Below are 26,180 nucleotides of genomic sequence, written 5' to 3' on the forward strand. Positions count from 1 at the left end.
GCTTGTGGCTTTATGATGGGGTGTGTGTGGTGTGAAGTGAAGTGAAAGGAATAAGATGACTGCTCAAAGCCAACTTATCTCCGTTAAGGTCTTACGGGGCGCAATTAAACGTAGCGTTGACCCATTTGTCAGTAAGAACAAATATAAAACAATTGCCCTCGTTGCCAAAGATGGAGAAGTATTCAAACGATTATTCGATATTTTATTCTCCTTAGCGGTATTAGTTCTCTGTTCTCCGCTTTATTTGCTATTAGCCATTTTGATTAAACTCAGTTCCCCCGGACCTGTGTTTTATATTCAAGAACGGATTGGCAAGAATTATCGCGCTTTCCGTTGCATTAAGTTTAGAACGATGGTTAATAATGCGGATGCGATGATGGACCGTTTAATGCTGGAGTATCCAGAATTGCGGGAAGAATACGAAGAAAACTTTAAATTAAAAGATGATCCCCGAGTCACTCCAGTGGGGAAATTTTTACGTTATACCAGCCTTGATGAGCTTCCTCAGTTTTGGAATGTCCTGAGAGGTGACATGAGTGTTGTCGGACCGCGTCCTTTAGTGCCAGAAGAACTTTATAAATATGGTCGTCATATTGATAAAATCCTGACGATCCGACCTGGGATCACGGGTTTATGGCAGGTTTCTGGGCGCAATGATATCCCTTACGAAAGGCGTGTCAATATGGATGTATATTACGTAAATTTTCGGAACTGGTTACTCGATTTTTGGGTCATTATCAAAACAATTGGAGTCATTCTCTTTCCTCAAGATAATGGTGGATACTAAGTGAGTGACAAGGTGATAGGGGGATCATAAGATAGAGTTCTCCCTCTTAACCGCTCTCCCCCCTGTCACAGCCAACGTTTAAATTCCTCACCAATGAAATAATAATCATGACCGAAAAAAAAGTTGCATTGATTACCGGAATTACTGGTCAAGACGGCTCTTACCTCAGTGAGCTTTTATTAGAAAAAGGCTATGAAGTACATGGGATTATCCGTCGGACTTCTACGTTTAATACGGATCGGGTTGATCATATTTATGTGGATCCGCACCAAGAAGATGCACGGTTATTCTTGCATTATGGCGATTTAACTGATGGAACAACGTTACGTCGCATTTTAGAAGCCGTGCAACCGCTTGAAATTTATAATCTTGGCGCACAATCTCATGTGCGGGTCAGTTTTGACTCCCCTGAATATACGGTGGATACTGCAGCAATGGGAACGTTGCGCTTATTAGAAGCCATTCGGGACTATCAGTATCGCACAGGGATCCAAGTTCGATTTTATCAGGCGGGTTCTTCAGAAATGTTTGGGAAAGTCCAAGAGATCCCCCAAAAAGAAACAACCCCCTTTTATCCTCGGAGTCCTTATGCTTGCGGAAAAGTTTATGCCCATTGGCAAACGGTAAATTATCGAGAATCTTATAATTTATTTGCTTGTAATGGCATTTTGTTTAACCATGAAAGCCCTCGTCGGGGAGAAACCTTCGTGACTAGGAAAATTACTCGCGCGATCGCGCGGATTTTAGCAGGACAACAGAAATACCTCTACATGGGGAATCTGGACGCAAAACGGGACTGGGGTTACGCCAAAGATTATGTGAAAGCCATGTGGTTAATGCTACAACAAAACCAGCCAGATGATTATGTGGTCGCCACCGGTGAAACTCATTCCGTGCGAGAGTTTTTAGAACTGGCTTTTAGCTACGTGAATCTCAACTGGGAAGATTATGTGCGATTTGATGAGCGGTATCTGCGCCCTGCGGAAGTAGAATTATTAATCGGAGATCCAGCGAAAACCAAAGAAAAATTAGGCTGGCAACCGTCCGTGAATTTTGAACAGTTAGTGATGTTAATGGTGGATGCGGATTTAACGGCTTTAGGGCTTCCTCTTCCTGAAAACAAAAACCATCAACGGATTCAAGATACCGCTTATATTCGGCAAAATATGGGTTCTATGTCCTACTAAGGTTTTGTATTCCTCACCGCCAAGGTGAAGACTGATTGGATGAAAAGCGTTCTTTTGTGGAGAATTAACTAAAAATGCTGGACTTAAACGAGAAACGGATTGTTGTCACCGGTGGGGCTGGCTTCTTAGGTCGTCAGGTGATTGATCAATTGTGTCGGGCGGGAGCACAAAAAGAAAAAATTACTGTTCCGCGATCGCGCGATCAAGACCTTCGCGATTTCAAAAACTGTCAACAAGTCGTAGCCGAACAAGATATTATCATTCATCTCGCTGCCCATGTTGGTGGCATTGGCTTAAACCGCGAAAAACCCGCCGAACTTTTTTACGACAACCTGATGATGGGGGCGCAACTGATTCATGCTGCTTATGAAGCCAACGTCGAAAAGTTTGTCTGCGTCGGAACCATCTGTGCCTATCCCAAGTTTACCCCTGTTCCCTTCCACGAAGATGATCTTTGGAATGGCTATCCCGAAGAAACCAACGCCCCCTACGGTATTGCCAAAAAAGCCTTACTGGTGCAACTGCAAGCCTATCGCCAACAATATGGCTTTAACGGCATTTACTTACTTCCCGTTAACCTTTACGGTCCCGAAGATAACTTTAATCCCGAAAGTTCTCATGTCATTCCTGCTTTAATTCGGAAAGTCCATGAAGCGCAACAAAAAGGGGAAAACAAATTCCCAGTCTGGGGTGATGGCACGCCAACCCGAGAGTTTCTCTATTCCACTGATGCTGCCCGGGGAATTGTCATGGGCACTCAACACTATGATGATCCTGATCCAGTTAATCTGGGCACCAATGAGGAAGTCTCCATTAAGAATCTCGTGGAACTCATTTGCGAACTGATGGACTTTCAAGGAGAAATCATCTGGGAAACCGATCAGCCCAATGGTCAACCGCGTCGCTGTCTTGATACCCAACGCGCGAAAGAACGGTTTGGTTTCACTGCTGAAACCGACTTCAAACAAGGCTTAAAAAATACAATCGCTTGGTATCGAGAGCACGCTAAATGATATCACACTTCGCGCTGGGGAAAAGTCAAAGGTGAAAGGGACAAGGTGAATTCTCTGTTTTGTCAGCTATTAGCGAAACGATTAGAGAAACTGATGTCCTCATCTCCGGTCATGTTGTATCGTGAACTATAAAGAAATTCTGTAAACAAACCAAGAATGATTTTTGATCAATTAATTTCTCGTTCTGTGATCACAGATATAATTCCATTCTCTTTACTTGCAACCGCAGAAGAAGAAACAGCGCAAGCGGATGGCAGTTTGATTTTAGCGAGTGTCTTACTGAGCTTAGTTGCCATCTATATTGCCAGTAAAATTGGCGGTGAACTCTGTTCTCGCATTAACTTACCTCCTGTGCTAGGAGAATTAGTCGGTGGCGTTGTCATTGGGGTTTCCGTCTTAGGCTTACTTGTGTTTCCAGAAACAGGGGCGACGGCTGAAGACTCCCTGATTATGACCTTTCTCGAAAAAACCACCGATCTCGAACCAGGAACTGCCGAAGCCGTATTTGAAGCGCAAGGGGAAGTGATCACCATCCTATCTGAACTTGGGGTGGTGATTTTGCTTTTTGAGATTGGCTTAGAATCAGACTTAAAAGAGCTTTTACGAGTCGGACCACAAGCAGCAGCAGTGGCGGTTACTGGAGTGATTGCCCCCTTTGTGGGAGGAACCGCAGGTTTATATTATGGTTTTGGTGTTCCCGCGATTCCTGCTGTTTTTGCCGGTGCAGCCTTAACCGCGACCAGTATTGGGATTACTGCGAAAGTGCTCGCCGAGTTAGGTCGTCTCAATTCCAAAGAAGGACAAATTATTATTGGTGCAGCAGTGATTGATGATGTGTTGGGCATCATTGTCTTAGCGGTTGTCGCCAGTCTGATCAAAACGGGAAATATTGAAGTTAGCAATATTATCTATTTAGTTGTCAGTGCAGGGGCGTTTTTGGTGGGAACGATTCTTGTCGGACGTTTCATTAGTCCGTTTTTAGTGGGCATGGTCAACGAAATGAAAACGCGCGGGGAATTATTGTTGACCTCGCTGGTGTTTGCGTTTGCTCTTGCTTATATTGCAACGGCGATTAATTTGGAAGCCATTTTGGGAGCATTTGCTGCTGGGCTAGTCTTAGCAGAAACCGAAAAACGAAAAGAGTTAGAAGAACAAGTGGTTCCAGTTGCCGATATCTTAGTGCCAGTGTTCTTTGTTTGTGTTGGTGCAAGAACGGATTTAGGTGTTTTGAATCCCACTGTCCCCAGTAACCGCGAAGGGCTGATTCTCGCAGCGTTTCTGATTGTGGTTGCCATTATCGGCAAGATTATTGCTGGATTTACGATCTTTGGTCGCCCCGATATTAATAAACTTGCCATTGGGGTCGGGATGATTCCTCGGGGGGAAGTCGGTTTAGTGTTTGCAGGCGTGGGCTCGGCAAGTGGGGCATTGTCTCCGGCAACGGAAGCAGCGATTATTGTCATGGTCATTTTGACAACATTTGTTGCTCCTCCTTTCTTGCGCGTGGTCTTACCCGAGGCAGCAGAAACCGAAGCTGAGACCTCAAAACAGGAAGGTTAAGGAATTGCTGAGGTGGTTCAAGAACACAACAAGGGAGAAATTGTTGAGCGTTTTGGCAACCTGGAAACAATTGAGTTTTCTAAGGAGTCAAGGAATAGATCGCGATCTGAACGGATGTCGGGTTCGGAAAAATGGATCGAAAGCTGAGATTACAGATCGATTGCTCTTGATTAGGATAAACTAATCTGTTAACTGCTAGGGTTATTCTATGATGCCTAATCATTAATTTAAGGCGCGATCGCGCGTGTGAGGAGTAGGAGTGGTGAAACAAGCCTCAATATTAATCGGTTCTTTAGTGGCAACAGCACTAACAGCAGCCCCGGCCCATGCTGGAAAGCTCACATTTTGGCGGTTTAATGAAAACAACAACCGTCTGCTCTTTCAAACTGAAGAAAGAGTTCAACCGCGAGCACAATTAATTTTTAATCCCACTCGGGTGGTCATTGACTTACCCGATACGGTGCTCGGTCATTCCTTGGTCAATCAAGATGTGGGTGGGGCAATTCAAGAAGTCCGAGTGGGTCAGTTTAATCAAGAAACGACCCGTCTTGTGGTCGAATTAGCCCCTGGCTATACCTTAGACCCGGAAAAAGTCAAAATTCGCGAAGAACGCCCCCAACGCTGGTCGGTGGAGTTACCCCCCGTGCAACGGACTGCGAATCCAAGCAGGAGACGGTCGGCGCTGGATCGTCGCTCCCCTCGTCGCGAGACCCCCTCTCCCCTGTTAGAGGTCGGTCAGTCTCCCCCGAACACGAAAGCCGATACCAATCATCCCAACTTTCAGGTGACCCGCAGTGGCTTATTACTCCGCTTGGACAGCCCTCCTGGTAAAGAGATCGAAGTGGAACGCAGTGAAGATAAAAAACAAATTTCTTTTCATGTTCCCAAGGCAACCTTACCCTCCGACCTGCCGTCAGTCCTCCCAGTTGGCGACTATGGGATTAGTCATGCTGAATTTAAATCCAATGGCAATGATACGGCAGAAGTCACCCTTCATGTCAATCCAGAAAGCCCCACTTGGCAAGCCTTTCCGACTCTGACCAGCAAGGGAGGACTGGTGTTTTTACCAGAAGGAGGGATGGGACAAGTCCGCAATAATCTCTCTACTCCCCCCATACCAGCATCGCTGACTAATCATCCTGAACAATCCCAAACCACCGTTGTGCAAGCGGTGGATTTAATTGATAATCAGTTACTGGTGCGGGCCAATCAACCGATTACTGGAACTGGAAATTGGAATCGGGTCAGTGGCGTTTATGAAATTACAATTCCCAATGCCGAACTGGCTGATCCCGTCCAAGGTCCCCAGTTAACGCGCAATAGCCCTGTTTCTCAAATTCGAGTGCGCCAGCAAGACGAGGAAACTGTGGTCGTACAGGTGCAATCATCGCCGGGGGTTCGGATTTTGGATCGGTTAAATCAACCCAGTGAGAATACGATCGCGATCGCGCTGCGTCAACTCCAACAAACGACCCCTCGTCATTTACCCCATTTAAGCAATAGTAGCCAACAACGGCACACCATTCACGTTCCTCAGTCTCGTCCCGCGCCCTCTCCACCCTCCTCACCCCTTCCTCGTGGAAACAATCAAGACGGTTTGCTCGTCGTTTTAGACCCAGGACATGGTGGTAAAGATCCTGGTGCTGTCGGTATTGGTGGTTTGCAGGAAAAAAATGTTGTTCTTCCCATTTCTCATCATGTGCGGAAAACCCTAGAAAGGAACGGGTTACAAGTCAAAATGACCCGATGGGATGACCGCTTTATTAGCTTAGGCGGACGCACAGAAATGGCAAACCGCGCGGATGCAGATTTGTTTATCAGCATTCATGCCAATGCGATTAGTATGAGTCGCCCCGATGTTAATGGTACAGAAACCTTCTATTACGCCAATGGTCGGGCGTTAGCACAGGCGATTCAACGTAGCATCCTCAGTAAGATTAATATGCGCGATCGCGGGGTAAAAAAGGCAAATTTCTACGTCTTACGCAATTCTGCCATGCCCGCCGTTTTAGTGGAAGTGGGATTTGTCACTGGACGAGAAGATGCACCGCGTCTTGCTGATCCCAACTTTCGCCAACGCATGGCTGACGCGATCGCCGACGGGATCTTACAGTATGTTCGCCAAACTCAATAAACGCTCTCACGACTCATTGCTAAACAATTCATGAATCTGTTACAGGGAATTAATTTGTTTCATCATCAACCTTCCCAATCGCCCATCAGACCTCAACACCCCATTGGTGTCTTTGACAGTGGCTTAGGAGGACTAACCGTTTTACGAGAACTTTATCGACAACTGCCCCAAGAATCCCTCCTCTACTTTGCTGATACAGCCCGTCTCCCCTATGGCAGTCGCTCCCACGAGGAAATTGTGCAATTCTGCCGAGAAATTCTGCATTGGATGACCGCTCAAGGGGTGAAGATGGTCATTATGGCCTGTAATACCTCCTCCGCCCTCGCCTTAGAAACCGTCCGTTCAGAATTTAATATTCCCATCCTTGGGGTCATTCTTCCTGGGGCCCGGGCTGCTGTTAGTGTCGGGAGGCGTATCGGTGTCATTGCTACCCCAGCGACAGCAACCAGTAACGCTTATCGACAAGCTATTTTAGAAGTCGATCATAGGGCGAAAGTTTGGCAAGTCAGTTGTCCAGAATTTGTCCCTCTTATCGAACAAAACCGCCTCAATGATCCCTATGTCCGAGAAGTGGCTCAAACCTATTTAGCCCCCCTCCAAGAAAAACAAATTGACACCCTCATCTATGGCTGTACGCACTATCCCTATCTTGCGCCTGTTTTAGGAGAGATTTTACCGAGTAACGTTCAATTCATTGATCCCGCTCAGCACGTGGTTACTGCAACCGAACAAGAACTAGAATTGATGGGCTTAACAAATCTCGATGCACCCGTCCCCACTCGTTTTTGTGTCAGTGGTGACCCCGATCAATTTGCTGATCGCGCTCGCCATTGGCTCGGTTGCACCCCCCTTGTGGAACAGATCCAACTCCCTACTCTTGCCCATAGTTATCGAGAAATGTCCATTTCTTTAGAATAGCGTTTCTTCGTCTGGAGAGTTAACGATTAAATAACTTTTCTAACTGACGTTGTACCCAAGCCACTGGGTTTTTATCTAATTCCTGATAGTTTAATAATCCTAACTCTCGTAACTGTTGTTGCTGTTGGGATAATTCTTCTTGCGCTCTTCCTAACTCTACAACAATCAACTCATAAAGATGGGGTTGCTCTTTGAGTAAAGTTTCAAACCCTTCTTTATTAATAGCAAAAAGTGTCGTTTCTTCCCTCGCTCTCACGGTTACGGTTCGCCTTAATCCCAGCATTAAAGAAAGCTCACCAACGAATTCTCCAGGATTAAGAACAGTGGGTACTTGATTTAATTTTTCCACATAATATTCAACAGAACCTGATAAGATAATATAAAAAATATCGCCTGGATCTCCTTCCCGATACAGAATGTCTCCCGCTTTAATTCCTTTGCGATAACCAATTTCAATCAGTTTTTTCAATTCGATCTCAGAACAGTTTTGAAAATAACTTACTTTCCGTAATAAGTCCCGTAAAACTAAAGGACGAGAAGGAGTAACTGTTTTAGAAAGATGAGGAAACTCAGTGGGATGGGTTTCTTCTTCTTTGATTTCAAGAGGACTATTTTCTCTAGTTTCTTGGTCGGGAGTCATCTGTACTCCGCCGTGAGACGACGGAGCCTGTGGATGAGCGTTGGTCAAATCTGTCGGAAAGCTACTCGGATACCAAACCCCCAGACGAGGGGTTGCTAATTTAATCCCATATTGTCGTAAATTGTATTCAATAATAAACCGTAAAGAGCTTTCTGTAATGTGCTTTTTATCAACTTCTTCCACCCAGACCCAAAGTTGGAAATTCAGAGAATTATCTCCAAAGCCTGTAAAATAAACCGAGGCTGGTTTTTCATAAGAAACCGTTTCTTCCATATAAGCGGAATCTAATAAAATTTCCACAACCAAAACCGTATCACTTTCATGGGCAACACTCACTTCTACCATTGCCCAACCTTTTGTTTTTTGATAGGTCCAATTAATGACTTGATTTTCCACTAAAAAGCGATTGGGAACAATAATATAGCGACCAATAATTGTCCGAATGACCGTTGAACGGAGAGACACTTCGTCAATATATCCTGTCATGCCATTCCATTCCACAAAATCACCCGCTTTAATTTTTTGTTCAAAAAGTAACGTTAAGCCACTAGTAAAATTTTTCGCGACTTCTTGTAAACCAAAGCCAATTCCGATTCCAATCCCACCCGCTAAAACAGTAAAGGAAGAGAGGTTAATCCCACTTGCCTGCAAAATACTGATAAAAACAAATGCTCCCGTGCTATAACTAATAACAATTGAAACCGCTTCTCGTGTGCCTAAAGAAATTCCAATTTTGGGTAATAACTTATTTCGCAAAAATCGCTTCAGGAGAATCGTAACTCCTAAACTAGCGACAATAACTAAAATAATTTGTCCAATGAGCTTAAAAGGAATCGCATCCATTTCAGATTAAATGACTTTGTATAGGGGCTGCTTTGACCGTTGGTGAAGTCGGGGGAAAGGGTCAACGGGAAAGGTTAAAATGACTAATGACCAATGTACTAACAAATAATATCCCGCCAAAAAGTCATCTTTGACGGGATGTTTGATTAAGTTTAAGGTCAGCTAATTATTTAAATTTGACGAGATGCCATTTTTTCAACATCAGCTTGTGTTTCTTGTAAGAGTTGCTCACGGCTGTCTCGGGCTTGAGTGAGACTTGGGACTAAGTTACGGGCTTGTAAAGCCATGTGAAGCTGAAGCTGCGCCACGTAATCACGAACTTGCTCTTGTGCAGAATGTTGTGCTTGTTCCAGTTCCCAGTTCAAGGTTTTCTCCTCTCTTTAATTGCAACGGCTAGACTTAAGTTCACCGCCAACGGCGTGCTCTCCATTCTAGAGGCTAGCACTTCCATCTCAAGATCTGGAATTGAGTGTCACAAAGTTTAATGTTTTACAGTCTGTCCAGTTAATTTTGACCAGTAGTGATTAAGCGATTAAACCCTTCCTTTCCCCTTGCGTTGTTGATGGGTATCATAAGAAACATAAGCCACCTCTGGATCATAAAGATGACATTGATCCACAATCTCTTTCATCATTCCCCAAGAAAATTGTCGTTCTTTTAAGTAATCTCCCCAATTTTCTGTCAAACTTTTGTGAGCGAGACGGAGATTATAAGAGGGAATAGCAACAGAAAGATGATGGGGAATATGGACGTTGATATCATGACAGAGGAACTCCACCCAACGGGGATAAGTACAATGAACTGTTCCACTTAATTGAGCTTCCACTTCATTCCAAGTGCTTTCAGGGCGAAATTGAATATCTGTATCGGTATGGTGTACTAAGGTAAAGGTACTCATCCAGAAGTGATAAACCAGCCAAGGCATTAACCAAAACTTAATTACCCCCCAAATACCAGTGGTTAAAAACAAAGTGGGAAAGAAAATTAGGGCAAAACCTGCGGTAATGGCGATAGATAATTGCATTTTCTTCTGTTCGCGAGGAACAACAAGAGAAGGATTAAAGTGGTAACGTGCCCAGTGCATGATTGAACCTAACCACCAGAAACGACCATAAATGAGGCTGGTGATCAAGCGTAGTAATTTCGGTGCTTCTTCATATTCTTCAATCAACCAAGGATGCCACGCATTATCTACCATCAGTTTATTAGTGTGTTGATGATGGATGTTGTGGAGGACGCGCCAGCTATGGAAAGGGTAAATTAGAGGAAGTAAGAAAAGATGACCCACGACATCATTAACCCAAGGTTTTTTGGCAAAAGAACGATGTCCACAGTCATGAGCAATGACAAACCACCCCGTTAAAGCAGTTCCCGTCAAGATCCAGGCGAGAGGAAGGAGAAACCAAGGAGAATACAAAATTGCTCCATAGCCCACTGCTGCTGCAACAACACTCATCAAAGCAGATGACCAGGCGCGACGAGGATTTTTTTGAAAGCACTCTTTGGGAATGGTTTTTACGATGTCTCGCAGTCGGATTTCAGAATTTAAGATTTGCTGTGGCGTATCGTTTGTTGTTTTCGATATCGTGTTGGTCATGAAATTTTTATGTAGTCTCCGTTGCGTTAGTCAGAGTCGTCTAGTTCAGTTGCCAAAACTAATCTCAAGTTGCCAACTAATATCACTGAAGGTTGTTCCTTTGATCAATTAACTTGGTTTAGATGAGTTTTCTTAACGAACCTTTACATTTATAACATGGCAGGGTTTTTTCTCTGCGGAACAATACAATTTTTTTGAGATCGAGGAGTATTGATGAATGGTAGATAAGAAAAATTACGGAAGGAGTTACTGAAAACTCGACAAGCCCTCTCTGAATCGGAATGGGTGGCTAAAAGTTCCGCGTTATGTGAGCAAATCCGTCTTTATCTCGATCATGCGCCCACAATGACTAATGGAGGAACAATTCTCAGTTATTTCCATTTCCGTCAAGAACCGAATCTTGATCCACTTTTTCAGCTTAGTGATTACGTTTGGGGTGTTCCTCGCTGTGTGGGGAATGAACTGAGTTGGCATTTTTGGGAGTGGGGAGATCCCTTAGTTGAAGGCAGGTTTGGGATTCGTGAACCTTTAGAAGATGCGCCTTTATGTTCCCCAGAAAACGTCGATTTAATTTTAGTGCCTGCGGTGGCGTGTGATACCCGTGGCTATCGCTTAGGCTACGGTGGCGGTTTTTATGATCGCTTGTTTGAACAACAGCAATGGCGAGAAATTCCTAAATTAGGGATTATCTTTGATGAGATGATCGTTTCGGAAGTCCCTGTTGATCCTTGGGATGTTCCTTTGGATGGGGTTTGTACGGACTGGGGATGGCGGGTTAAACCCCTTCATCTTTGACCTGCATAACCACAAGCGTCATATCGTCGATCGAGCGTTTTTTCTCACCAATAAAGGCTTGTACACTCGCAAAGAGATGCTCAACAATCGCTTCTGGGCTATAGTGCTGGGCAGCAGCATCATGGAAGGATCGAATTAAGTTTTCTTCTTCAAACCGTTGTCCTTTCGCATTGACCGCATCGGTAAAGCCATCAGTGTAGTAGAGAACCGTATCTCCAATGTCGAGTTGAACACTGGCTTCTTCATATTGGGAGTCAGTATCTAATCCCACTAACATTCCGAGGGTATCTAAACGATGGACGGTGTTGGTTTTTGCTTGCCACCAAAGGGGGGGATTATGGGCAGCGTTACTATAAGATAAGCAGCGGGTTTTAGGGTCATATTGGGAGTAAAACAGGGTGACAAAGCGATGGGAACTTTCTAAGTCGTCGTACATGACGCGATTCAGGTGTTCTAGAATTTGGGCTGGAGAGTGATGGTTGAGCACTTCTGCCCGTAACATTCCCCTAGTCATGGTCATGATTAGTCCTGCGGGAACGCCTTTACCCATGACATCGCCAATGACAATACTCCAAGGAACAGTGCTTCCTGTCTGGTCTTCTGCTTCACTTTCGCTTTGCGGTTGGTCGTAGTTGGCGGGGATAAAATCGTAATAGTCTCCGCCCACTCGGTTGGCGGTACGACAAGCTGCAGCAATGTCGAGTCCTTTAATTTTGGGATATTTGCGGGGGAAGAGATGGCATTGAATGTCTGTGGCAACTTCTAACTCGCGATCGAGCTTTTCTTTTTGTCGGACTTCTACCGCGAGATCATTATTGGCAATAGCAACGGCTGCTTGATCCGCAACCAATTGTACTAATTTTTGACGGCTTAATGTCCAATCATAAGCGCGATCGCGCGTAAAAATATAAACTTTACCTCGTTCTTTTCCTTGGACTAAAATCGGTGTGCCAAATAACTGAATATCTTCAGGTAACGCCTTTGCAATTTTTTGGTCTAAAGTCGTCGTTCCACCCCCCGCTTCGGTGATGTTTTTCCCTAGGGTGCGTGTTACTTGCAAGAGGCGATAACGAATGTCTTTACAAGCTAATCCCCCTTGACAATGGACTTGTTCAACGCTTACTTTTCCTTCTCCTTTATACAATAAAATTGCACTGCCATCTGCATCAGAAACCCGGGCTGCCATTAAGGGAATAATTTCTAAAAATTGATTGAGATTATTAAAACTGCGAAGTGCAAATCCCAGAGAACTCAAAAGATTTTGAACTTTATTTTGTTCACGTCTCAAATTTGCCACTAATTCTTTTAGTGTTGAAACAGGGGTTTCTGGCTGGGCTAGTTTGGCTTCAAAGCCATTATTTTCTGAAGAAGGATCTCGCGCAGGTAAAGCAGTCATAGGATTAGACATTCAACAACGAGCAATTAAAAATTAATTTTGTTCTTTGTTCTTCGTTCTTTGTTCTTCGTTCTTTGTTGGTTGTTCTTTGTTCTTTGTTCTTTGTTATTTGTTGGTTGTTAATCAATGAACCACGAACCATGAACCATGAACATCCACCGACTCGCATTACGTACCTCAACCAACTAGGAAACGCTATATCTTCATCTTGCAACTCCTCTCATCCCCTCATCATCTTTCCCCAATTGTCAGTGATGAAGCGTGAATTGTCAATTATTGAAGCAAAGAGTAATCTTCTGATCCCCAACTGTGATCCCCAAAGATCGTTTTGTCTCTAGTTAAGCTCTTCTCAGCCCTTCAATCATTGTTTTTAATCGTTGATTTTTTGCAGATGAAATTAGACTTTAGCCTATCGCTGGATTTTCTTTTCGTCAATCTCATTTAGGTTAGAGAAACTTAGCATAGCAGTTTTCACGCTTCTTGAGGGGCATTCTAAATTTTGGTTCTTTATTGGTTACTAGTTAAACCGTTAATTAAGCTAAGATGCAAGCAGAAGCAAAGTTAAGGCTTGTTCTCTGATGCTCGAAACGATCGAACTGTTTTTCTATCAACTGCAACAATTTGCGGATCAACTGGTTTCTCAACAATTAAATCATTTGAGTCCAGTCAGTGTGGGTCTGATTTTTTTGGCGGGATTACTCACCAGTCTGACCCCTTGTATGCTCTCCATGTTACCGATTACAGTTGGTTATATTGGCAGTTCTGATACAGAAGGACGCGCTGATGCGTTGTGGAAGTCAAGTTGGTTTGCCTTGGGGTTAGCCACCACTTTAGCAGGTTTAGGAATTTTTGCAGCAGCGTTTGGACAAGTGTATGGACAAATTGGAGTGGGTTTACCCATTTTCGTCAGCGCGATCGCGATTTTAATGGGCTTAAACCTATTAGAAATTGTCCCCTTGCGTTTTCCCTCTCTCGGAGGGACAGACTGGATTAAAGAGGATTTTCCCCCGTCTGTTCGGTCTTATTTACTGGGTTTAACCTTTGGCTTAGTTGCCTCTCCCTGTAGCACACCCGTTCTTGCTAGCCTATTAGCTTGGGTGGCAAGTAGTCAAGACTTAGTGCTGGGGGCAGGGTTATTGTTATCCTATACAGGAGGCTATGTCATGCCCCTCGTCATTGCTGGAACGTTTACCGCTTCTATTAAAAAGTTCCTCGAATTTCGCCGTTGGGGAAACTGGATCACCCCCATTAGTGGCGCACTTCTCCTTGGGTTTGGTGTATTTTCTTTATTACTCCGTTTACCGATTGGTCGCTTTTAATTTAACTCCATCACGAATGACTCATCAACAACCAAAACTTGGACTGTCTGGGCTGACACAAGCAGGACGCAAACTGATTAATCTCTTAGCTGATTTACGCCTTGCCATTATTTTACTGCTCGCGATCGCGCTGTTTAGTATTTCTGGCACTATCATCGAACAAGGACAATCGGTTTCTTTTTATCAAAATAACTATCCTGAATCACCCGCCGTCTTGGGCTTTCTATCTTGGAAAGTCATTGTCGCTGTCGGGTTAGACCATGTTTATACAACTTGGTGGTTTGTCAGCATCCTTGTCCTGTTTGGCAGCAGTTTAACCGCTTGTACCTTTACCCGCCAACTGCCCACCTTAAAATTAGCAAGACGTTGGCAATATTATAAACGCCCGAGTCAATTTGAAAAACTCGCTTTAAGCACGCAATTACAAAACAAGACCCTCGATCAAATCATTCCTGAATTGGAAAAACATCGCTACCAAGTTTTTCAAGACGGAAACCAACTTTACGCCCGTAAAGGACTCATAGGACGCATTGGTCCCATTGTCGTTCATGCCAGTATGTTAATTATCCTCCTTGGGGCAATTTGGGGCGCATTTACTGGCTTTATGGCGCAAGAAATGGTCGCCAGTGGTGAAACCTTTCAAGTTAAAAATATTTTTGAAGCAGGGAAACTTGCACAAGCTCAAATTCCCCAAGATTGGGCGGTGCGGGTCAATGAGTTCTGGATTGACTATACGACGGAAGGAGAAATTGATCAGTTTTATTCAGACTTATCAGTGGTCGATCTCGAAGGAAATGAACTGAAACAAGAAACGATTCACGTCAATAAACCCCTCCGCTACGACGGTGTCACCTTTTATCAAACAGACTGGGGAATTTCTGGGATCAAAGTCCAAATTAATAATAGTCCCATCTTTAAACTCCCCATGGCGAAACTGAATCAAGAAGGAGAAGGGAATTTATGGGGAACATGGGTTCCGATCAAACCTGATTTAAGTGAAGGAGTTTCTCTGCTTACTCGCGACTTAAAAGGAACACTTCTTGTCTATGATACGGCGGGAAAATTAGCAGGAGTGGTTCGTCCAGGAATGGGCGTTGAAGTAGAAGGAATCACCCTCAAAGTAAAAGAGTTAATTGGTTCGACTGGATTGCAAATCAAAGCCGATCCAGGTATTCCCATTGTTTATACAGGTTTTGGTTTACTAATGGTTGGAGTTGTGATGAGTTATGTGTCTCATTCCCAAATTTGGGCGTTACAAACCGATCATTCAGTCTATTTAGGAGGAAAAACCAATCGGGCGCAAGTAGGCTTTGAACGAGAGTTTCTAGAACTTTTAGACGGTTTAGAAAAAACAGAACCTGAACTGAGTGTGTCTTCCCCCTAAAGGGTCTTCTTGGCTTACGAATCACGCTAGAATGAGCAAAAACCAAGCTGGGGGGGATTTTGTCTCCCCATCTCCCCACCTGAAGGTGATTTCAGGAGAATGAAACGACCCTGCTTCTTTCTAAGGGGGGCGACGGGGGGATAATTGACAATTGATTTAGGATTGCGATAGATATAAGGTTAAAACTAAGTTAAGTCCAGAACTGATTAAACAAGCTAATTATTCCTTTCAGGATGAGATAATCCGTTTAATATAGTGAGCAGAACAAACAACTCATTACTTTAATCTCTTCAAACGGAGATTGAGTGACCACTAAAATATCTATAGCGTTTCCTAGTTGGTTGAGGTACGTAATGCGAGTCGGTGGATGTTCATGGTTCATGGTTCGTGGTTCATTGATTAACAACCAACAAAGAACGAAGAACAAAGAACAAAGAACAAAGAACCAAAATTTAGAATGTACCTCATGAGATTGGGAAGTGCTATATCTAAACAGATAGCTCAATTAAAATAGTCGATATCACCATTGATTTGATCATTTTTGAATTGATATCTATCACAATTTTGTCCTTGTAATTTGGTACTTAATGATGAAAGTAAATCGCAAAAGTTTAACGACTTTAACCGCAAGTGCAGCCCTTTTATTAGGAGCAGTCGGTTGTCAACAACAAGCGGAACAACCCACAGAAGGAACAACAGAACAGCCTGGAACGGGTGTTGAAGTCATCCCTGCTTATAGTGTATTGGAAGAAAAATTCCAAACTGAGATTGTCAATATGGCTTTAGCAGAATTGGGCTACGAAGTCCAAGACGCTAAAGAATTAGAATATGCTACGATGCACACCGACATCGCCAATGGTGGGATTCAATTTACTACGGTTCATTGGGAAAAATTACATAATGACTTTTACACCAATAGTGGCGGTGATGAAAAATTAGAACGGATGGGCGTTTTTGTGGATAATGTTTTACAGGGCTACTCCGTTGATAAAGCAACTGCAGACGAATATGGGATTACCAACTTAGAACAGCTTAAAGATCCAGAAATTGCTAAGTTATTTGACACCGATGGTAATGGTAAAGCGAATTTAACAGGCTGTAACCCAGGTTGGGGCTGTGAATTAGTGATTGAACATCATCTGGATGAATATGGCTTACGGGATACCGTGGAGCATGATCAGGGACAATATTTTGCACTGATGGCTGATACGATCACCCGTTACGAACAAGGAGAACCGATTTTATACTACACTTGGACTCCCTTATGGGTTGGTGGTGTATTGCAAGCGGGAACAGATGTTGAATGGATGGAAGTTCCCTATACTTCTCTCCCAGAAGCACAAGGAGAAGCGTCTGAAGAAACAACCACTGCTGAAATTGATGGGGAAAATGTTAATCTCGGATTTGCTGTCGATCAAATGCGGATTTTAGCCAATCAAGAGTTTGTGGATCAAAATCCTGCTGCAGCGAAGTTATTTGAAGTGATTCAAGTTCCCCGACCTGATATCAGTGCTCAAAACCAAAAAATGCGCGATGGAGAAGATTCTCCTGAAGATATCATGACTCATGCGGAAACTTGGGTAGAAGAAAACCAAGATCAGTTTGACGAATGGGTTTCTACGGCTCGTGAAGCAGCACAAGAACAAGCGCAGAAGTAACACCTGTAGGCGTTGCGTATAAATCAAGTTAGTTGGAGTAACAGGGGAAGAGTTATCTTTCCTTGTTACTAATCATCTTCTTCGATCAAAAATTGCCAGATGCGCTTTTCATAGGCTGTTCCCGCAACCGTAGCCACATCATTATGACGAGCCGTTTCCACTAACCACAATTCTTTGCGACCAGAGGCTGCTCGATACAGGCGTTCACTCATATAAGCAGGCACCACTCGATCATCTGTGCCATGAATGAAAAAGATCGGAGTTTGGAGAGAAGAAACCTTTTTCACAGAATTAAACCGTTGGGTGAGAAGCCAGTTGACAGGAAGCCAACCATAGCCCTTTTCCTCAACTGCCATATCACGGATGGAGGTGAACGTTCCTTCCACCACTAAGCCTGGGATTTGCGGTTGACGAGTGGCTAATTCCAGCGCGATCGCGCCCCCTAAAGAATGACCAAACACATACAACTGTTGGGGATCAATCTCCCTCTGTTCCACCAGATATCGCCAAGCGGTTTCAGCATCTTCATACACCCGTTTCTCACTAGGAAACCGCCCTTCACTTAACCCATACCCCCGATAGTCAATTAAAAAGACAGAAAACCCCACTGCGCGGTAACGTTGCACACGGGGAAGATTAGAGCTAACATTTCCGCCATTACCATGAAGATAGAGTAAGACAGGTGCATTTTCGGCTTCAGCAGGAACCCACCAGCCATGAATGCTTTCTTCTGAATTGATGGGAATGGTCACTGACTCGTAAGGTAAACCATAATCGGTGGGAGTGGCGACAATGGGTTTACAGGGGACAAAAACAATACGTCGTTGTGCCAACAGTAAACCCAAGCCAGCCAAAATATAGGCGATCGCGCTGATTTCTAAGAAATAAATCAGATATCTGAGCCAAGGAACCATAAAGACTTAAGACAGTTTCGGATGCTGCTTGTGCCAATCTGTCGCTTGCTCATAAGCATAAGCCGTTTGCAGCAATTGATCTTCTCGTAACACATTAGCAATCAATTGCATCCCGATGGGTAAGCCCTGAGAATCAAATCCACAAGGAATACTTAACGCAGGTAAACCCGCTAAATTAACGGGAACTGTTGTTAAATCGGATAGATACATACTCAAGGGATCATCAGTTTTCTCCCCAGCCTTAAACGCCGTGGTGGGAACAGTGGGACACACTAATAAATCAACACTTGCAAACGCCTTTTCAAAATCCTGTTTAATCAGCGTTCGTACTTTTTGCGCTTTCAGATAATAGGCATCATAATAACCTGCAGATAGGGTATAAGTCCCCACCATAATGCGACGTTTCACCTCTGCACCAAACCCTTCCGCGCGAGTTTTAGTGTACATCGAGAGTAAGTTTTCTGCATCTTCGTTGCGTTTTCCATAGCGCACCGCATCATAACGGGCTAAATTAGAAGACGCTTCGGAAGGGGCAATAATGTAATAAGCGGGTAAACCATAACGGAAACGGGGACAAGACACTTCCATCACTTCTGCACCAATGGCTTCCAATTGGTTAATCGCAGCTTGGACAGTCGTTTTCACTTCTTCCGAGAGTCCTTCCCCAAAGGTTTCTGTAATCACGCCAATTTTGAGTTTCGGGCTTTTCGGCAATTCTGGTGTTAAATACTGAGTGTAATCAGGAATTTCAATATCGAGGCTGGTGCTGTCGGCGGGATCATGTCCCGCGATCGCGCCGAGTAAAATCGCTGTATCCTCCACAGTACGCCCAAAGGGACCAATTTGATCCAAAGAAGAGGCAAAAGCAACCAGACCAAACCGAGAGACTAACCCATAAGTGGGTTTTAAGCCCACCACCCCACAAAAAGAAGCAGGTTGACGAATCGAGCCACCTGTATCTGATCCGAGTGCGACAACACATTCTTCTGCTGCAACGGCTGCTGCTGATCCCCCAGACGATCCACCTGGTACTCGTGATAAATCCCACGGATTATTCGTTAGAGTATAAGCCGAGTTTTCCGTAGAACTGCCCATAGCAAACTCATCGAGATTGGTTTTCCCGACTAAAACCGATCCAGCTTCCTTTAACTTACTCGTAACTGTTGATTCATAAGGGGGAACAAAATTTTCTAAAATACGAGACCCGCAAGTGGTTGGCACTCCCGCCATACAGAGATTATCTTTCACACCAATGGGAATACCCTCTAATAAACCAATGGATTCCCCCGCAGCAATCTTTTCATCCACTTTCTGCGCGGATGCTTCTGCATCTTGCGCCATCAGATGAAGAAAACTATGCACCTTTTCATCCACTGCTTCGATCCGAGTCAGCGTTTCCCGTGTCACCTCCAGTGCAGAGCGTTCCTTATTCACCAATTGTTGATGCAACTCTCGGATTGATGCCATACTGTTCCTTAAAATCTAGACAGAAAAACCTCTCCAGATTATACCAAGTAACTTCATAGGCAGATCCGTTTGTCATTCGTCCTTTGTCCCTTGTCCTTTGTAAGTTGCAGTGAAGTTAATAATACCATTTCTAAAAAGTCAACCCCCCTTACATCCCCCCTAATAGGGGGGACACAGGGGGGTTCCCCTTCGCCCCCCGCGAGTTCGAGCCAGAGCAAAGCGTGAGGATTGGGGGGATCGGTATGTAGCACCAGTTTATCGAAATGGTATAACTAATGACCAATGACTAATGACGAAATAACAGACACTTCCCAAACTATCCTTGTTTGGCGTGGGTAACCATTGAGAAATGTTATAACCAATCCAAGATACTTTATAGGAGGACTCCTTAATTATGGAAGCAGAAGCGATAGAAGTTGCGGAACTGCCAAATATTTTAGTGGTCGGTTTATTTTTGATGTTTGGGGGGCGGGCTTATGCCATTGCTCGTTATCTGCGTTTGCCTCGTGTTACTTTACTGGTCATCTCAGGCATTATCATTGGTCCCTCTGTACTGGATTTAGTCCCTGATGAAATTGTAGGACTGTTCCCAATCATGTCTTACATTGCCCTTTCGATGATTGCCTTTCGGTTAGGGGAAACCTTTATTAACTTTGATTTGATCAAAAGCGGTCCAAGGATTTTTACAATTTCCTTAGGGAAGACAATAGTTGCTTCCTCTTTAGTATTTACGATTGCTTATCTTGTCCAAGATGATTTGGTTTTGGCATTATTACTCGCAGGATTAGCCCCTGCTTCCGCCCCAGCAGCGACTCTAGATGTCATTAGTGAAACCAAGTCTAAAGGAGCATTAACCGATACCATTATTCGTGTCCTTGCTGTTGATAATATTCTCGGCATTACCCTGTTTAGTATTTTATTAGTTGTTGCAGAAGTTGTTGCTGGTGCTGGAGATCCTTCTGCTGAAGTAATATCGGGAGCTTGGGAAATCGGTGGCGCATTTCTTCTCGGTTTAGCCATTGGTTGGCCCATGGCTCGTTTAGCGGGACGCTTGAAAAAAGGAAAACCGAGTTTATTAGAAATTACTGGCTTTCTGTTACTCTGTGCTGGTTTGGCTTATCAGTTAGAGGTGTCTTATCTCCTGGCTTGTATTGTTTTAGGGGCGACTGTGGCGAAAAACCGCGCTCAACCGAAGCAAAATATCTTTACCACCATTGAAGAAGTGAGCGAACCTTTCCTCGTCATTTTCTTCCTGCTGGCTGGCTGTGAACTGGATATCACCGCTCTAGCTAGTTTAGGTTTAATTGGTATTTTGTATGTCTTGGCGCGTTGTTTGGGCTTTGTGATCGGCGGTGGGATTGCTGCTCGTTTGGTAAACGCCGAACCCGTTGTTCAAGAAAATATTGGTTGGAGTTTATTTCCGCAAGCAGGGGTTGCTTTAGGGTTAGCGGTGTTAACTTTACCCCATTTCCCAGGTTTAGGTCAGTTTCTGGTTTCTATTATTGTCAGTACAACGGTTGTCTTTGAATTATTTGGCCCCACAGTAACCCAATGGCGCTTATTCAAAGCGAAAGAAGCAGCAGAAGCTGTGGAAGCAGCAGCAAGTGATGACCTGCCCTTTGTTCAGAAAAGTAAGTAAATTCTTATTTGTTCTTGGTTCTTGGTTCTTCGTTGTTTGTTTGCTATTTCAATTTGATAGAACAATGGACAATTGCAAAAAACGACCGAGGGAGGTTCAGGAATGATGACAGCAGTGATTACACTTGAGATATGAGAAGTGAAGAGATGGAATTAGAAGTATGGGAATTCAACTAACAACTGGACAACGCTTTTCTTTAAAGAAACAAGCCCCTGGCTTAAATGCACTATTGTGCGGTTTAGGTTGGGAGTTAGCCCCAAGAAAAGGTTTGAAAAAATTATTTAAACCAGATTTTGATTTAGATATTTCTGTTTTATGTCTCAATGAAGAAGGCAAATTACAAAAAAATACCGATGTTGTGTACTATGGCAACTTAACTCATCCTTCTGGAGCAATTAGCCATTTAGGCGATAATCTAACGGGTGAACATACAACTCCAAATGCGACAGAAAAACATGAAGAGGAGGAGGATGATGAAGAGATTACAGATAAAGAACAAATTTTAGTGACTCTCCCTCAAGTTCCCAAACGAGTCAAAAAATTAGTGATTGTGGCAAATATTTATGAGCCTTCTGCTCGTCGCCAAAATTTAGGGCAAGTGGAAAATGCTTATGTGCGCTTAGTGGATTTAGAACATGAGGTGGAAATTGCTCGTTATAACCTATCCAGTGACCATTATTGCAGTATTGAAACGGGAATCATCTTAGCAGAAATTTATCGTCAACCGGATAATGAGGGGCAGTGGCAAGTGGAAGTCGTTGCAAAAGGAATTAATGTTGGTAGTTTACAAGAGTTAGCAGAGCAGTATTCTTAACGAGAGTGAGCAAAAACCCGATCACATAAAAATAGAGTTCCTGCCATAATACAGAGCGGAATCGTGATTAAGTTTAACAGGGGGACACTAATTAGAACTAAGCAGAGTAAACTGAAACTTCCACTTGCTGGTAAATTCCGATAAACGGTTTTTAATTTATCCCGAAATAATAAACGTCGTCGCTCTAGAGTGCTATCAAAACAGTCTAGACAAACTAAAGTGGCGGTGAGGGTAAGCCCACCAAGGGTGGTTAGGATTCCACCGACTCCCGGAATAAATCCCGCTAAAAATAAGATAATTCCGACTGTCAGCGCGAGTAGTAGCTTTTTGATTTCAAAGAGTAAGGCTCGCGCAATGTCTTTAAAAATACCGACATCAATAAGGGTGACGTTTCCCAGACGCTGTTTCTCCACTTGTTCCGATAATTTGCCATACCACGGAGAACCGATCACACTCCCAAACTGGAGAAGCACAAAGCCAATGAGGATCAATAAAATAATGGTGATCAGGGTGCGTAGTAACCAACTGAAAAAGAGAATGATATATTCTAGGAAACTCAACCAGTTGGGCAACTCGGCAATCAATTGGTCTAAACTCTGGGACAGTTGTGTAGTTAGGGCTTCTACTCCTTGCCATCCCCAGTATAAGGAACTGCCATAAAGCAGAATGCCTAAGATCAGATTGACAAAGATGGGGATGATTAAATATTGCCATAAACTGGGTTTTCGTAAGAGCAGCGCGATCGCGCGGAAGGGATAAGTTGCACCCGTGACCAGTCCAAATCCGCTCAATAACCTCAACATTGCTTCCCCTCAATTTAAATTTCACTGTAAATTACCATAACAGCCTTGCTGAAATCAGAAAAAGTTGCTACAATTATTTTCTGGAATGCCAAAAATGCCAGCGTAGCTCAGTTGGTAGAGCAACTGACTTGTAATCAGTAGGTCAGGAGTTCGAGTCTCCTCGCTGGCTTTGGTCTCCCCATCTCCCCACCTGAAGGTGATTTCAGGAGAATGAAACGACCCCCCTTTCAAAGCCAGAGCTTTAGTGAGGAGGTTAGAGGGGATTAATTTACAATTCATTTTGAATCGTTATTTAAAAAACTTCCTGAATTAATTTGGGAAGTTTTTCTTTAATAATCTAATCAAGAACTGTTGTGGCGCTTGTACAAAAGAGTCTGATTCCCATAACTATAGTGCTACGCCCTTATGTTATATGAAATACCCTAATGGTTGCTACAAATGAACGGGTTGAAAATCCCCCCAACCCCCCTTTGAAAGTTGAAAATCCCCCCAACCCCCCTTTGGAAGTTGAAAATCCCCCCAACCCCCCTTTCAAAGGGGGGCTTAGATGGATCTGTAAGTGTAGCAGACTTTTTTGCATTTCATATTAGGACGTTTGATCTTGGTGGGAGTGCGACCGTCTCGATCGCTAGCCTTCTCTTTAATGTCCTAACCTGAATTGGTAGCGGTATAGCTTTAATCAATACAGGAAGAAAACCAAGACAAACACCCTGATCAAATGGCACAATAAACTCACTGTAGTTGAGTGGGATTCCTCATGACGCAATTTGAATACATCAGTGGAATTGAAAAAGACCTCTGGTCAGCAGCAGATACACTGCGATCGAACTCTAACTATGCGAGTAACGAATATTTTTTGCCTGTGATGGGGCTGATTTTCCTGCGTCATGCTTACAGTCGCTTTTTGCAGGTAAAGAAAGAGATTGAGAAGGATTTACCGAAACGAGGCGGGAAAACAAGGGCGTTAAAGAAAGAAGACTTTTCCCAGAAAGGGGCGATATTCCTCAAGCCAGAGGCACAGTTTGATTATTTGGTGTCCTTACCTGATGGGAATGAACGGGCAAATGCTATTTTTCAGGCGATGGAGTCCATTGAAAAGGATTATGAGACGTTAAGCGGGATTTTGCCCAAGTCTGAATACCAAAATATTGAAGATGATGTTCTAGGACAGCTTTTGCGGTTACTAGACCCAAAGGAGTTAAAACAGTTAGAGTCCGAAAGTTCTAAGCAAGTTTCAGGGGACGTTTTCGGACGGATTTACGAGTATTTTTTGATGAAGTTTGCTGATATGCAAGCCCATGATGGGGGTGAGTTCTTTACGCCGTTTTCTTTAGTTTCTCTCATTGTAAATGTGATTGAACCTGATGAAGGGACTGTTTTTGATCCTGCTTGTGGGTCGGGAGGAATGTTTGTTCAAAGTGCGAAGTTGGTTGAAGAGTCTAATAAAAGTCTTGGCAAGATCACGTTTCGAGGATTGGAAAAGAACCAGACAACCATCCGTTTGGCAAAGATGAATCTGGCGGTTCATGGATTAGAAGGAAATATTCAACAGGCAATTACTTATTATGATGATCCTTTGAAATTAGCGGGAAAAGCTGATTATGTCATGGCTAATCCACCGTTTAATGTTGACGAAGTAGATGCGGAAAAAGTAGAAAATGATTCCCGTTTAAAGTTTGGTCTTCCTGGAGTCAATAAGAACAAAAAGGTTTCTAATGGAAACTATCTCTGGATTAGTTATTTTTACAGTTATTTGAACGAACAAGGACGGGCTGGCTTTGTCATGTCGTCTCAGGCTTCTAGTGCGGGGGGTGATGAAGCAAAGGTTAGAGAAGCTCTAATTAAAACGGGGGCTGTGGAGTTAATTATTGCCATTCGGGGAGGCTTTTTCTATTCGCGATCGGTTCCCTGTGAGTTATGGTTTTTGAATCGCGCCAAGCCTGAAGCAATGCAGGATAAAGTCTTGATGATTGATGCGCGTCAAGTTTACCGCCAAGTCACACGAAGAATTTACGATTTTTCCCCTGAACAGTTAAAGAATCTTGTGTCGATTGTTCGGCTTTATCGGGGAGAATCCGATCGCTTTCTGGGGTTAGTTCAAGGCTATTTTAAGCAGATGTTGCAGGAAGGAAAAACTTGTGCTGATGTTTTCCTGAATTTCCAAGAAGCGATTTCTCAGTTTCAAGCACAAATTGAACCATTTTTAAGTCTCCATAATGCCCATCTAGAAGGGGAAAATATCGTGCCTAACTCTTCTTTGAAAGAGGAAAATATCCCCCCTAACTCTTCTTTGGAAGAGGAAAATATCCCCCCTAACTCTTCTTTGAAAGAGGAAAATATCCCCCCTAACCCCCCTTTGAAAGGGGGGGACATAGAATTTTGCAATGGATACGAAACGCTTAAAAGTGATTGTGAAGCGTTCACGGATAAATTCTTAAGTTATTTAACACCACCTGAAGCAGAAGCGACTGCATTAAATAATTTTATTGAACAAGTGCAAGCCTTAGCGGAAACCAGCCGTGATTTAGTTAAACAAGTGGATTTAGTTTATAAATTAGCAGGTCGTGTGGTTGAACATGGCGAGGAAAACTTAAAGGCGAAAGAAAGCGAAGTTTGGGACACAAAAAAGGTTAAAAGTTCTCTGAAAAATGTTGATGCTTCCCGTCAGGAATTTGTGAAGCAATTAAAGCAAGTTCGCTATTTCTTCCAACAGGGACAATGGTTGATGGTGCGGTTTCCAGAAGGAACATTACAAGATGTGGATGGGTTGGTAAAACTGGTTGATTTGGAGGAATTAAAAGCGAATGACTGGAGTTTAACCCCTGGGCGTTATGTAGGCGTTGCGCCAGAGGAGGAGGAAGAAGATTTTGATTTTGAGGAGGCGTTAAGAAGCATTCATGTTGAGTTAAAAGATTTGAATGAGGAGGCGGTTAATTTAGCAAAAGAAATTGAAAAGAATTTTGAGGAGTTGGGGATATAATCCCCCCAACCCCCCTTCGTAAGGGGGGCGATCTCATCCCCCCAAACCTCTTTCTTAAGGGGGGCGATCTCATCCCCCTAACCCCCCTTTGTAAGGGAGGCGATCTCATCCCCCCAACCCCCCTTCGTAAGGGGGGCTATCATGGATCGGTGTGTAGCAGAGTTTTCTGCATTTCATATCCTCTGAAATCCAAGTTACCCTTTTTAAGTCCCCCCTTCCCAACGAAGGTTTACACTATCACCAAGTCCCCCCTTATAAACAAGAATTAGCGAGGATAAAACAGCACTTTCTCAAATCCCCCCCTTTCCAAGGGGGGTTAGGGGGGATAAACC

Annotated in this window: 19 protein-coding genes, 1 tRNA gene and 1 pseudogene; 14 read left to right on the forward strand and 7 right to left on the reverse strand. The window is 43.7% G+C overall.

Annotated features, from left to right (window positions below):
- Nucleotides 1–55: 55 nt before the first annotated feature.
- The 6 genes from PCC7418_RS16770 (at nt 56) to murI (ending at nt 7,599) form a co-directional block, all read left to right on the forward strand.
- Nucleotides 56–787 (forward strand): sugar transferase, encoded by a 732-nt coding sequence (locus tag PCC7418_RS16770; RefSeq protein ID WP_015227379.1) that lies wholly within the window; start codon nt 56–58, stop codon nt 785–787.
- A 107-nt stretch (nt 788–894) separates the two neighbouring features.
- On the forward strand, nt 895–1,974 hold the full coding sequence (gene gmd, locus PCC7418_RS16775) for a GDP-mannose 4,6-dehydratase (RefSeq protein ID WP_015227380.1): 1,080 nt from the start codon (nt 895–897) through the stop codon (nt 1,972–1,974).
- 74 nt (nt 1,975–2,048) lie between these two features.
- Complete coding sequence (locus tag PCC7418_RS16780; RefSeq protein ID WP_015227381.1) at nt 2,049–2,987, forward strand: GDP-L-fucose synthase; 939 nt, start codon at nt 2,049–2,051, stop codon at nt 2,985–2,987.
- Between the two features lie 156 nt (nt 2,988–3,143).
- Nucleotides 3,144–4,547: a cation:proton antiporter gene (locus tag PCC7418_RS16785; protein ID WP_015227382.1), complete on the forward strand. Its 1,404-nt coding sequence runs from the start codon at nt 3,144–3,146 to the stop codon at nt 4,545–4,547.
- Nucleotides 4,548–4,809: 262 nt separating this feature from the next.
- Nucleotides 4,810–6,681 (forward strand): N-acetylmuramoyl-L-alanine amidase, encoded by a 1,872-nt coding sequence (locus tag PCC7418_RS16790; RefSeq protein WP_235620716.1) that lies wholly within the window; start codon nt 4,810–4,812, stop codon nt 6,679–6,681.
- Nucleotides 6,682–6,711: 30 nt separating this feature from the next.
- Nucleotides 6,712–7,599, forward strand: coding sequence for a glutamate racemase (murI, locus tag PCC7418_RS16795; protein WP_015227384.1), 888 nt, complete (start codon nt 6,712–6,714; stop codon nt 7,597–7,599).
- A gap of 19 nt (nt 7,600–7,618) precedes the next feature.
- On the opposite strand, the gene PCC7418_RS16800 is transcribed toward murI, so the two are convergent.
- From PCC7418_RS16800 to PCC7418_RS16810, 3 genes are all read right to left on the reverse strand, one after another.
- Nucleotides 7,619–9,082: a mechanosensitive ion channel domain-containing protein gene (locus PCC7418_RS16800; protein WP_015227385.1), complete on the reverse strand. Its 1,464-nt coding sequence runs from the start codon at nt 9,080–9,082 to the stop codon at nt 7,619–7,621.
- 170 nt (nt 9,083–9,252) lie between these two features.
- On the reverse strand, nt 9,253–9,447 hold the full coding sequence (locus PCC7418_RS16805) for a hypothetical protein (protein WP_015227386.1): 195 nt from the start codon (nt 9,445–9,447) through the stop codon (nt 9,253–9,255).
- Nucleotides 9,448–9,614: 167 nt separating this feature from the next.
- Entirely contained in the window at nt 9,615–10,679 is a 1,065-nt protein-coding gene (locus tag PCC7418_RS16810) for a fatty acid desaturase (RefSeq protein WP_015227387.1), read from the reverse strand.
- Nucleotides 10,680–10,922: 243 nt separating this feature from the next.
- On the opposite strand from PCC7418_RS16810, the pseudogene PCC7418_RS16815 reads away from it, so the two are divergent.
- Nucleotides 10,923–11,474: pseudogene (locus tag PCC7418_RS16815) on the forward strand (5-formyltetrahydrofolate cyclo-ligase); the annotation flags it as partial.
- Here PCC7418_RS16815 and PCC7418_RS16820 read toward each other — a convergent pair.
- Nucleotides 11,455–12,870, reverse strand: coding sequence for a PP2C family protein-serine/threonine phosphatase (locus PCC7418_RS16820; RefSeq protein ID WP_041596762.1), 1,416 nt, complete (start codon nt 12,868–12,870; stop codon nt 11,455–11,457). The pseudogene PCC7418_RS16815 and the gene PCC7418_RS16820 overlap by 20 nt on opposite strands.
- Before the next feature lie 578 nt (nt 12,871–13,448).
- On the opposite strand from PCC7418_RS16820, the gene PCC7418_RS16825 reads away from it, so the two are divergent.
- From PCC7418_RS16825 to proX, 3 genes are all read left to right on the forward strand, one after another.
- Nucleotides 13,449–14,189, forward strand: a complete 741-nt coding sequence (locus PCC7418_RS16825) for a cytochrome c biogenesis protein CcdA (RefSeq protein WP_015227390.1) — start codon at nt 13,449–13,451, stop codon at nt 14,187–14,189.
- Between the two features lie 16 nt (nt 14,190–14,205).
- Nucleotides 14,206–15,573, forward strand: a complete 1,368-nt coding sequence (locus PCC7418_RS16830) for a cytochrome c biogenesis protein (RefSeq protein ID WP_015227391.1) — start codon at nt 14,206–14,208, stop codon at nt 15,571–15,573.
- 587 nt (nt 15,574–16,160) lie between these two features.
- A complete protein-coding gene (proX, locus tag PCC7418_RS16835) occupies nt 16,161–17,231 on the forward strand; it encodes a glycine betaine/L-proline ABC transporter substrate-binding protein ProX (protein WP_015227392.1) in 1,071 nt (356 codons plus the stop codon).
- Nucleotides 17,232–17,299: 68 nt separating this feature from the next.
- Here proX and PCC7418_RS16840 read toward each other — a convergent pair whose 3' ends face one another.
- Together PCC7418_RS16840 and gatA are read right to left on the reverse strand one after the other, a co-directional pair.
- A complete protein-coding gene (locus tag PCC7418_RS16840) occupies nt 17,300–18,145 on the reverse strand; it encodes an alpha/beta hydrolase (RefSeq protein ID WP_015227393.1) in 846 nt (281 codons plus the stop codon).
- A gap of 6 nt (nt 18,146–18,151) precedes the next feature.
- Nucleotides 18,152–19,612, reverse strand: a complete 1,461-nt coding sequence (gatA, locus tag PCC7418_RS16845; RefSeq protein WP_015227394.1) for an Asp-tRNA(Asn)/Glu-tRNA(Gln) amidotransferase subunit GatA — start codon at nt 19,610–19,612, stop codon at nt 18,152–18,154.
- A gap of 394 nt (nt 19,613–20,006) precedes the next feature.
- On the opposite strand from gatA, the gene PCC7418_RS16850 reads away from it, so the two are divergent.
- Nucleotides 20,007–21,251 (forward strand): cation:proton antiporter, encoded by a 1,245-nt coding sequence (locus tag PCC7418_RS16850; protein WP_015227395.1) that lies wholly within the window; start codon nt 20,007–20,009, stop codon nt 21,249–21,251.
- A 160-nt stretch (nt 21,252–21,411) separates the two neighbouring features.
- Nucleotides 21,412–22,065: a TerD family protein gene (locus tag PCC7418_RS16855; protein WP_015227396.1), complete on the forward strand. Its 654-nt coding sequence runs from the start codon at nt 21,412–21,414 to the stop codon at nt 22,063–22,065.
- Here PCC7418_RS16855 and PCC7418_RS16860 read toward each other — a convergent pair.
- Complete coding sequence (locus PCC7418_RS16860) at nt 22,062–22,868, reverse strand: EI24 domain-containing protein (protein ID WP_015227397.1); 807 nt, start codon at nt 22,866–22,868, stop codon at nt 22,062–22,064. The two genes, PCC7418_RS16855 and PCC7418_RS16860, sit on opposite strands and share 4 nt — an antisense overlap.
- Nucleotides 22,869–22,964: 96 nt before the next feature.
- On the opposite strand from PCC7418_RS16860, the gene PCC7418_RS16865 reads away from it, so the two are divergent.
- Nucleotides 22,965–23,037: transfer RNA gene (locus tag PCC7418_RS16865), tRNA-Thr, on the forward strand.
- A gap of 588 nt (nt 23,038–23,625) precedes the next feature.
- Complete coding sequence (locus tag PCC7418_RS21025; protein ID WP_015227398.1) at nt 23,626–25,848, forward strand: N-6 DNA methylase; 2,223 nt, start codon at nt 23,626–23,628, stop codon at nt 25,846–25,848.
- Nucleotides 25,849–26,180: the final 332 nt, after the last annotated feature.

Source organism: Halothece sp. PCC 7418 (assembly GCF_000317635.1).
Lineage (GTDB): Bacteria > Cyanobacteriota > Cyanobacteriia > Cyanobacteriales > Rubidibacteraceae > Halothece.

Excerpts from the sequence above, each read along its gene's own strand:
- PCC7418_RS16770 (WP_015227379.1), top strand. The coding sequence starts at position 56 with ATGACTGCTCAAAGCCAACTTATCTCCGTTAAGGTCTTACGGGGCGCA.
- gmd (WP_015227380.1), top strand. The coding sequence starts at position 895 with ATGACCGAAAAAAAAGTTGCATTGATTACCGGAATTACTGGTCAAGAC.
- PCC7418_RS16780 (WP_015227381.1), top strand. The coding sequence starts at position 2,049 with ATGCTGGACTTAAACGAGAAACGGATTGTTGTCACCGGTGGGGCTGGC.
- PCC7418_RS16785 (WP_015227382.1), top strand. The coding sequence starts at position 3,144 with ATGATTTTTGATCAATTAATTTCTCGTTCTGTGATCACAGATATAATT.
- murI (WP_015227384.1), top strand. The coding sequence starts at position 6,712 with ATGAATCTGTTACAGGGAATTAATTTGTTTCATCATCAACCTTCCCAA.
- PCC7418_RS16800 (WP_015227385.1), bottom strand. The coding sequence starts at position 9,082 with ATGGATGCGATTCCTTTTAAGCTCATTGGACAAATTATTTTAGTTATT.
- PCC7418_RS16810 (WP_015227387.1), bottom strand. The coding sequence starts at position 10,679 with ATGACCAACACGATATCGAAAACAACAAACGATACGCCACAGCAAATC.
- PCC7418_RS16820 (WP_041596762.1), bottom strand. The coding sequence starts at position 12,870 with ATGACTGCTTTACCTGCGCGAGATCCTTCTTCAGAAAATAATGGCTTT.
- PCC7418_RS16825 (WP_015227390.1), top strand. The coding sequence starts at position 13,449 with ATGCTCGAAACGATCGAACTGTTTTTCTATCAACTGCAACAATTTGCG.
- PCC7418_RS16830 (WP_015227391.1), top strand. The coding sequence starts at position 14,206 with ATGACTCATCAACAACCAAAACTTGGACTGTCTGGGCTGACACAAGCA.
- proX (WP_015227392.1), top strand. The coding sequence starts at position 16,161 with ATGATGAAAGTAAATCGCAAAAGTTTAACGACTTTAACCGCAAGTGCA.
- PCC7418_RS16840 (WP_015227393.1), bottom strand. The coding sequence starts at position 18,145 with ATGGTTCCTTGGCTCAGATATCTGATTTATTTCTTAGAAATCAGCGCG.
- gatA (WP_015227394.1), bottom strand. The coding sequence starts at position 19,612 with ATGGCATCAATCCGAGAGTTGCATCAACAATTGGTGAATAAGGAACGC.
- PCC7418_RS16850 (WP_015227395.1), top strand. The coding sequence starts at position 20,007 with ATGGAAGCAGAAGCGATAGAAGTTGCGGAACTGCCAAATATTTTAGTG.
- PCC7418_RS16855 (WP_015227396.1), top strand. The coding sequence starts at position 21,412 with ATGGGAATTCAACTAACAACTGGACAACGCTTTTCTTTAAAGAAACAA.
- PCC7418_RS16860 (WP_015227397.1), bottom strand. The coding sequence starts at position 22,868 with ATGTTGAGGTTATTGAGCGGATTTGGACTGGTCACGGGTGCAACTTAT.
- PCC7418_RS21025 (WP_015227398.1), top strand. The coding sequence starts at position 23,626 with ATGACGCAATTTGAATACATCAGTGGAATTGAAAAAGACCTCTGGTCA.